Below are 7413 nucleotides of genomic sequence, written 5' to 3' on the forward strand. Positions count from 1 at the left end.
GTGCCCTGTGCCTGATAGTCTTCAATCAGATGGGAGATGAAGTGAAAAAAACAGCCGTTTCGACGCAGTTCATTGGTAAATGTGAGGTGATACGTCTCGATCATACCCTCAACATCCTTCAGCAACTGTTGTACATTGAGAACTGAACGCACCGGGTGCTCCCTGGAAAAGCCCGCCATAGCCATGCTTTCCTCACTCATCAGCCCGGAGAAACCCACCCACATATAGTGCCAGGGGTCGTNNGCCTTGACTCCGGCAGGAATCAGGAAGGCTTGATTACTCTGGAGATGATACTCCCTTCCTTCCATTTTCAGCACACCTTTTCCAGAGCGGATGATATGGATGAAGCTGGTATCACGAATCTCAGGTCCGTTGTTGTGCAGAGGGGAGCACTGTTGGATACCGCAGTACGAGAGAGCAAGATCAATTGCAGATTTCCTCACCCCGTCCAGTCCTACAAATCGGGCAGCCTTGATCAACAACTCATCTTCGGGCATGGCATTACTCCTGCCGACCAGTATACAACACCCCGGACCAATCCGGGGGTGTATACCTTGTTTCTTTTACTGATACATTTCCATCAGCGGTCCGTGGGCCTCGATCATCTCGTCGCACATGGCCACAATGTCATCGATGGACAGTTCGGCGGCAGTATGAGGATCGAGCATCACTGCATGATAGATATCCTCCTTCTTCCGGCTGAGTGCCGCCTCGACGGTGAGCAGTTGCACATTCACATTGGTCATGTTCATCGCCGCCAGATGCGAGGGAAGCCTGCCCACCTTGCACGCAGTGACACCATTACCGTCAACCAGACAAGGAACCTCGACACACGCATCACTGTCGATATTGTCGATCAAGCCGGTATTGAGCACATTGCCGTTGATCTTGTACACCGTATTGGTCGCCACCGCTTCCATGATGTGCGAAGCATACTCGAGCGACCGCTCATGGCTGACCGTACCCTGGTTGTGAATCTTCTTCCACTCATCCTCCCACTCGGCTATCTGGCGGATGCACCTTCGGGGATACTCGTCGAGGGGGATGTTGAATCGGTCGATCAGGGAGGGATACCCCTTCTTGATGAAGAACGGATTGTACTCTGCATTATGTTCGCTGGACTCGGTGCAGTAATAGCCCAAATGCTTGATGTACTCATAGCGCACCATGTCATCGTGTTTCTCGGTGGCATTCTTATGCGCAGCCCGCTTTCTGATCTCCGGGTACAAGTCGTTGCCGTCCCTGTCATGCAGGCTCAACAGCCATGCCATGTGGTTTATGCCTGCAATCTGTTCAACCCTGCCTTCCAGTTTATCCTCCATACCCAATCCCTTGAGCAAGGTTTCCGAACATATCTGCACACTGTGGCAGAGACCGACAGTCTTTACAGCGGTGTGCCGCAGCATGTAGGCGGTAAGCATCGCCATGGGATTGGAGTAGTTCAGCAACAGCGCATTCGGGCACACCCGCTCCATCACCCTGGCAAACTCCTCCATCACCGGGATTGTTCTCAGCGCCCTCATCACCCCCCCGATTCCGATGGTATCGGCAATAGTCTGTCGCAGACCGTACTTCTTGGGAATCTCAAAGTCAATGATGGTCGCCGGGTCGTAGCCGCCAACCTGAATGGCATTAACCACGAAGGTGGCACCCCGCAGGGCGGCCTCAAGCTGTCCAAGCCCGTGATAGACCACTATTCTGGCTCGCCCTTCATTGATGGTATCGTTGATGGCTTGAAGAATCATCTTCGACTCCTCCAGCCTCTTTGCATTGATATCGTAGAGCGCCATCTCTGCATCCTGCAGAGCTTCGGTTCCCATGCAATCACCCAGCACATTGCGTGCAAACACTGTGCTTCCAGCTCCCAAAAAGGTAATTTTCATCGCTTCCCTTCTCCTATTATGGTCCTCACATGAGGAATCTTATCGTAAAAAGAGATGTACCAATCACGGCATCCCCGGCCGGAGAGCCTGACCACATCAGCAGAGACACTACATAAACACAAGCGCTACAACTTTCCTCCCGAGGTGGCAATTCCTTCAATGAACTGCTTTTGGAAAATGAAGTAGAGTAGGATCATCGGCACACACGCAATCAAGGATGCCGCCATGAGCTCGGGATAGTTTGCAACATACTGGCCTTTCATTTTTGCCAATGCCGAGGCCAGGACCAAGGAGTCCTTGCTGGTATTGACAATCATCGGCCACATCAGCTCCTTGTAGGCAAACACAGCCGTAAAGACACTAAGGGCGACCAAGCTCGATTTGGTCAGGGGTGCAAGCACATACAGGAAGGTCTTGCCGATATTCAAGCCGTCGATCTTGGCTGCATCCTCCAAATCCTTGGGCAGGATCTTGTACGCTTGGCGCATCAAGAACGTACCGAAGGCTGAGACCAATCCGGGAAATACCAAGGCAAAGGTCGTATTGGTCATTCCGAGTTTGCTGATCATCTGATACTGGGGAATGATGAAAATCTGGGAAGGAATCATCATCTGGACCAACACCAGGGAGAAGGCCAATTCAGAGCCCTTGAATTTCAGCCTGCCGAATGCAAATCCGGCCATGCTGGCGGTCACCACCGCACAGAGAATCCTGAAGAAAATCAACAACAAGGTATTCTTATACAGATTGAGAAAATTATTCGTGGTAAAGACACGGATAAAAGAGTTGAACTGGAACTGTGTGGGGAAGAACACATACGGATCGAGCTGGATGGCCTGCCCTGGCGTCTTGAACGAAGTAAGAACCATCCACACAAACGGAATAAGCATGGTCAGTGATACACCGATCAGGATTGCATGCAGCAGCAGGGAATGTATCAGGCTTCTCTTTCTCATGCGCATCTCCTAATTGTAGTGGACCCATTTCTTTTGGGCGATTATTTGTATTGCTGTGATGGCCATGATGAGAACCAACAAAACCACGACAATCGTCGAACCATACCCAAAATCCCGTTCCACAAATGACGATTGGTAGAAGAGATATACCAATGACTGCGTTTTATACATAGCTGGATTCGACCGTTGCTCCATGACCATGAAAATGGTATCGAAGACCTGCATGGCAGCAATCATTCGGGTAACGATGACAAAGAAGAGAATCGGGGAGATCATCGGAACGGTTATATGCCGAAAGCTTTGGAAGATGCTCGCGCCGTCGAGGTCGGCTGCCTCATAATAGTCCCTGGGGACCTCCTGCAGTCCTGCAAGGAATAGGATCATGTTGTACCCGATATCCGACCAGATGCCGATGATGGCAATTGAATACACCGCGATTGCAGGATCGGAAATCCAACTGATCTTGAGATTGAAGAGATTGTTTATCAATCCAAATTCTGTATTGTAGAGCCATCGCCATACCATGGCGATAGCTGCCGGGGCAACCACCATGGGCAAAAAGAAAATGGTTCGATACGCTCCCCTGCCTTTGATCTCCCTATTGAGCATAACGGCAAGAACCAAGGCGATGAAAACCGAGAACGGCACCTGGACGATCGTGTATTTGAGCGTATTGATGATCGACTGCAAAACAGCTTGGTCGGAGAACAGCTTTTGGTAATTCTTCAATCCGATGAAAATATTACCCCTGCCGAAATCCCCGGTCTTGTGAAAGCTCTGGCTTATTGTGGTAATCAAGGGAATAATATTGAGAACCGTCAAACCGACAATGGTAGGGAGGATCAGAGCCCATCCCCAAAGAAACGTTTGTGTTGCGGTTGCAGAACGTAACGAGCGTTTTTTCATGCAAAACCAATCCTTGGACAGTCCCGGGCGGACCAAGCGCCACCCGGGTTCGAAAGGTTGACTCCTACTCTTCGGCAAGAATCGCGTTCATCTGGCGGGCTGCTTCCTTGCATCCTGCTTCCATGGTCATCTCTTTGTTCCAGACCTTCAGCATAACATCAAGTACTGCATTTTCCCACTTTACCGTATTTCTGGAGAACGGGCGGATCACCATATCGTCCTGCATATTCAAATACGCTTGCAGGTTGAACTGCGGCACACTGTTCTTCCACTGCTCGCTGGTGTTCTTGTATGCAGACATCGTGATACCCAATTGAGCCTGCTTGAGCTGGCCTTCTTCGGAACCGAAGTACTCAACCAACTTCCAAGCATCGTCGGTGCGTGGAGAATTCTTGGCAATCGCCCAGCCAAGGCCGTTGTAAATGGAGGGACGGCGGCCGGTCTTGCTGTTCTTCGGCAGCATGGCGATATCACAATTCTTCAGGGTGTATTCATTGTCACGGAAGGCAGGAAGCATCCAAGAGCCCTGCATGGTCATGGCAATCTTGCCCGACTGCAACAGGACATCCTCACTGCTCTCAGTCATGACTGCCTGCGGAGGCATCAGATTCTCATTGATCATCTTCTCCATCCACTGCATGGCCTCAATTGTTGCAGGCAGATCCATACCGGATTTTTTCTTGTCCTCTGACAGCACATACCCGTTGTTTCCATAAATCAGGTTGTACCAACCGGCCTGGTTGTTTGAATTCACGTTGGCAAAGCCATACACGCTGCCGTCAGCCCTGGTAATCTTCTTTGCAGCAGCATAGAGGTCTTCCCAAGTCCAGTCGTCAGTTGGATATGCGACACCGGCCTGGTCGAACAAGGCACGGTTATACCACAGGGCGATGGTATCCACATCCTTGGGAACTGCATAGTACTTCTTGTTGTAGGTATACAGGCTCCAAATATCCTCGGGATAGTTCTCTGGATCAATGAGTGCGCTCTTGGCGATACGGTCGGTCACATCAAGCAGCAAATCGTTGGACATATACCGCTGAGACTCATTGGAGTGCATCCAGAATACGTCGGGAAGCGATCCGCCCTGGGCACCTGCACTGAGCAACGTCCAATAGTTGTTCCAATCCACAACCTGAATCTCGGCTGTGATGCCTGTCTTGGCTGTGAAATCATCGATGATCTTCCGAATGCCCGGTTCCTGATTGGAGTCCCAAATCATAACGGACAAGGGCTTGGAAGCACTGGCGGCTTTTGCTTTTTCAGCATCTCCGCTTGCAAACAGCAGGGCACTTACAAAAAGCGCAACGAGCAGCAGGGAAAGAATCCTCTTTTTCATACAAATCCTCCTGATTTTTATCTGGTAGAGGCATAAAGACCTCTACACTTCTTTTGTTGTCCAAAGAGTAAGAACGCATAAGTAATTGTTTGGACATATATTATCGTAGGATGGATTTCCATGAAAACAATGTAGAAATGTTACCAATATATGGAAAAATGGTATGTATAAAATTGATTCAGATGATGAAAGCAGATGGCAGAATGTATTGGGAACCTTCCAAGGGAAAGTCCCCGAAGAGCGTCAGCGCCTCAGCTCATCAAGCAACTGACAGCAGACCAGATACATTCTCGGGATATGGAACGGCCCTTTATACATGTTGCCCTTCAAGGGAGTGGAAAGGGTTCCGTCGCGATGGAGGTAGCCGTACCACTCACCGAATTCTCGGTCGAGGAAGTGATCTTTGATGTACTGATGCACCGTATCGAATTGGGCAAGGTAGGCATCCTTGCCTGTCATGCTGTAAGCCATGAGGTTGGCAATCGCCGCCTCACACTGCGGCCACCAGAACTTCATGTCGTGCCAGTACTCTGTAGCACTTCGGCCCAAGGCATCGCGGAAGTAGATGATTCCTCCCATCTCGCTGTCCCAGCCCTTGGCCCACATCCAATCGAGCATCGTGGTTCCCAGGCTCATCAGTTCAGGATCATTGCTGCGGTAGCGCGCCTCATTGAGGATGAACCATGCACCCTCAATGGCGTGGCCGGGGTTGAGCTGGCGTCCCTCGAAGTGGTCGAGCTGCAGCGAACCGTCAGGATTGCACTGTTCCACCACTATCTGCAGTTCAGGACGGACGAAGTACGTCTTGATCTGCTCAAGATAGCCGTCGATGCGAGCGTTGAAAGCTGCAGCTTGGTCAGGAAGTGCGGCCCTGAGTTCCTGTACGGTATTGAGCAGGATCATGGGGAGCCCGAATCCCAGGGAAGCGGTCTCGAACTTGGGAACCAGGATGCCGGGAGTGGCTAGATACCCTTCCACCTTCAAAAGCAGGTCATACGCCTTTTGGGCATAGTCGGGACGGTTGAAAGCCCTGCTGTAGGCTGCAAAGCCCAGGATGGCGAAGGTCTCGCTGAAGACATAGCGGATACGCTTGATCACCGGCCTGCCTTCCTTGCTGACACGAAAGTACATCCGTCCGTCCGACGGATCGAAACAGTTGGCTTCGATGAAAGAGACCAACGAGTCGCAGGCACTCTTATACTCGCTGTTCTTCTCCACCTGCCGATACGCTGTGGCATAGGTCCACAAGGCCCTTCCCTGAAACCAGACCGATTTGTCGGTATCGAGAATTGAACCGTCGCGGTCCAGAGCTGTATACATGCCGCCATGCACCCGATCCAAGCCATAGCGAAGCCAGAATGGAAGAATGTTGTCCACCAGCATATGCCGGTATTCCTGGTACAACAGGTCAGATGTTTGTTTCATTGCATACCCTCACATACGAGCCATCTTACTCCAATTACGCTGGTGCGTCACCGATTTTCCACCCTTGATTCCCCCACTCTCGTATGGCATGATGCTTTGCATGCACACGAAACAAAGCTTGCTCGTTGATTTGAAAGCCCTCGGACTCGATTCTGAAGGAACCACCCTTGCACATTTCTCCTACAAGAGTTTAGGAGAGGTGGAGGGCGGAGCGCAAACCGTAGTCGATGCGATGGTCGAGTATATGCATGACGGTTTGATGGTGTTCCCCACCCATACGTGGGCGAATGTGACCGAGGACCAACCCTACTACAGTGTGAATGAGACCGAGGTCTGCATCGGAATCATTCCCGAGCTGGCCCGAAAGACCCCGAATGGTATACGCTCGGCACACCCGACCCATTCGGTGGTCGCCTTCGGCAAGGATGCAAAAATCTTCACAGAGGGAGACCACTTGTATACCACTCCCTGCCCTCGTGAAGGAGCATGGGGCAGGTTGCTGGACCGCAATGCCACCATATTGCTGGTGGGGGTCGGCTTGAACCGGGACACCTTCATCCACGGGGTGGAAGAGTGGCTGGACATACCCAACCGGATCAATGAGAAGAAGCGCATGCTCTTCATCCGCCTCAGTGACGGGACGCTCGTTCCCCGTCCGAACAGCGGACACCTTGGCCATGGAGCGGAAAACTTTCCCCGGGTGGAAGAGTACCTGAGGGAGCAAGGCATCCTCAAGGAAGGCCGACTGGGCGACGCAAGGGTGCTCTATCACCAGACCAAGCCCTTAACGCAGGCATTGAATGAGTTGCTTGCAAAGGATCCCGACTTATTCGGTGAACGCTGAGCTCTCTGCGATGACCAAATGCAAAGGAGTAAGCGTATCAAGCTGCTCCAACGAATCCTT

The 7413-nt window shown here is 51.4% G+C and carries 7 protein-coding genes; 1 reads left to right on the forward strand and 6 read right to left on the reverse strand.

From position 1 onward, the window contains the following. The 6 genes from B3F49_RS05160 to B3F49_RS05185 all read right to left on the reverse strand — a co-directional run. The coding region (locus B3F49_RS05160; protein WP_293909469.1) for an AraC family ligand binding domain-containing protein at positions 1-497 on the reverse strand (497 nt) is incomplete at its 3' end. 66 nt (positions 498-563) lie between these two features. Then, entirely contained in the window at positions 564-1883 is a 1320-nt protein-coding gene (locus B3F49_RS05165) for an alpha-glucosidase/alpha-galactosidase (RefSeq protein ID WP_293909472.1), read from the reverse strand. A gap of 125 nt (positions 1884-2008) precedes the next feature. Then, positions 2009-2839 (reverse strand): carbohydrate ABC transporter permease, encoded by an 831-nt coding sequence (locus B3F49_RS05170; RefSeq protein WP_293891939.1) that lies wholly within the window; start codon positions 2837-2839, stop codon positions 2009-2011. A 9-nt stretch (positions 2840-2848) separates the two neighbouring features. After that, positions 2849-3745: a carbohydrate ABC transporter permease gene (locus tag B3F49_RS05175; RefSeq protein ID WP_293891936.1), complete on the reverse strand. Its 897-nt coding sequence runs from the start codon at positions 3743-3745 to the stop codon at positions 2849-2851. 64 nt (positions 3746-3809) lie between these two features. After that, entirely contained in the window at positions 3810-5084 is a 1275-nt protein-coding gene (locus B3F49_RS05180) for an ABC transporter substrate-binding protein (RefSeq protein ID WP_293891933.1), read from the reverse strand. Positions 5085-5327: 243 nt separating this feature from the next. Beyond that, positions 5328-6509 (reverse strand): AGE family epimerase/isomerase, encoded by a 1182-nt coding sequence (locus tag B3F49_RS05185; protein WP_293891930.1) that lies wholly within the window; start codon positions 6507-6509, stop codon positions 5328-5330. A gap of 100 nt (positions 6510-6609) precedes the next feature. Here B3F49_RS05185 and B3F49_RS05190 point away from each other — a divergent pair, with 100 nt between their 5' ends. Next, the gene (locus B3F49_RS05190; protein ID WP_293909475.1) at positions 6610-7353 is read left to right on the forward strand and encodes an AAC(3) family N-acetyltransferase; all 744 of its coding nucleotides are present in this window, start codon (positions 6610-6612) and stop codon (positions 7351-7353) included. Positions 7354-7413 lie beyond the last annotated feature (60 nt).

The organism is Sphaerochaeta sp. UBA5836, from assembly GCF_002432845.1.
GTDB lineage: Bacteria > Spirochaetota > Spirochaetia > Sphaerochaetales > Sphaerochaetaceae > Sphaerochaeta.

Bases quoted from the DNA above. Each gene is read 5' to 3' on its own strand.
- B3F49_RS05175 (WP_293891936.1), bottom strand. From the start codon at position 3,745: ATGAAAAAACGCTCGTTACGTTCTGCAACCGCAACACAAACGTTTCTT.
- B3F49_RS05165 (WP_293909472.1), bottom strand. From the start codon at position 1,883: ATGAAAATTACCTTTTTGGGAGCTGGAAGCACAGTGTTTGCACGCAAT.
- B3F49_RS05170 (WP_293891939.1), bottom strand. From the start codon at position 2,839: ATGAGAAAGAGAAGCCTGATACATTCCCTGCTGCTGCATGCAATCCTG.
- B3F49_RS05180 (WP_293891933.1), bottom strand. From the start codon at position 5,084: ATGAAAAAGAGGATTCTTTCCCTGCTGCTCGTTGCGCTTTTTGTAAGT.
- B3F49_RS05190 (WP_293909475.1), top strand. From the start codon at position 6,610: ATGCACACGAAACAAAGCTTGCTCGTTGATTTGAAAGCCCTCGGACTC.
- B3F49_RS05185 (WP_293891930.1), bottom strand. From the start codon at position 6,509: ATGAAACAAACATCTGACCTGTTGTACCAGGAATACCGGCATATGCTG.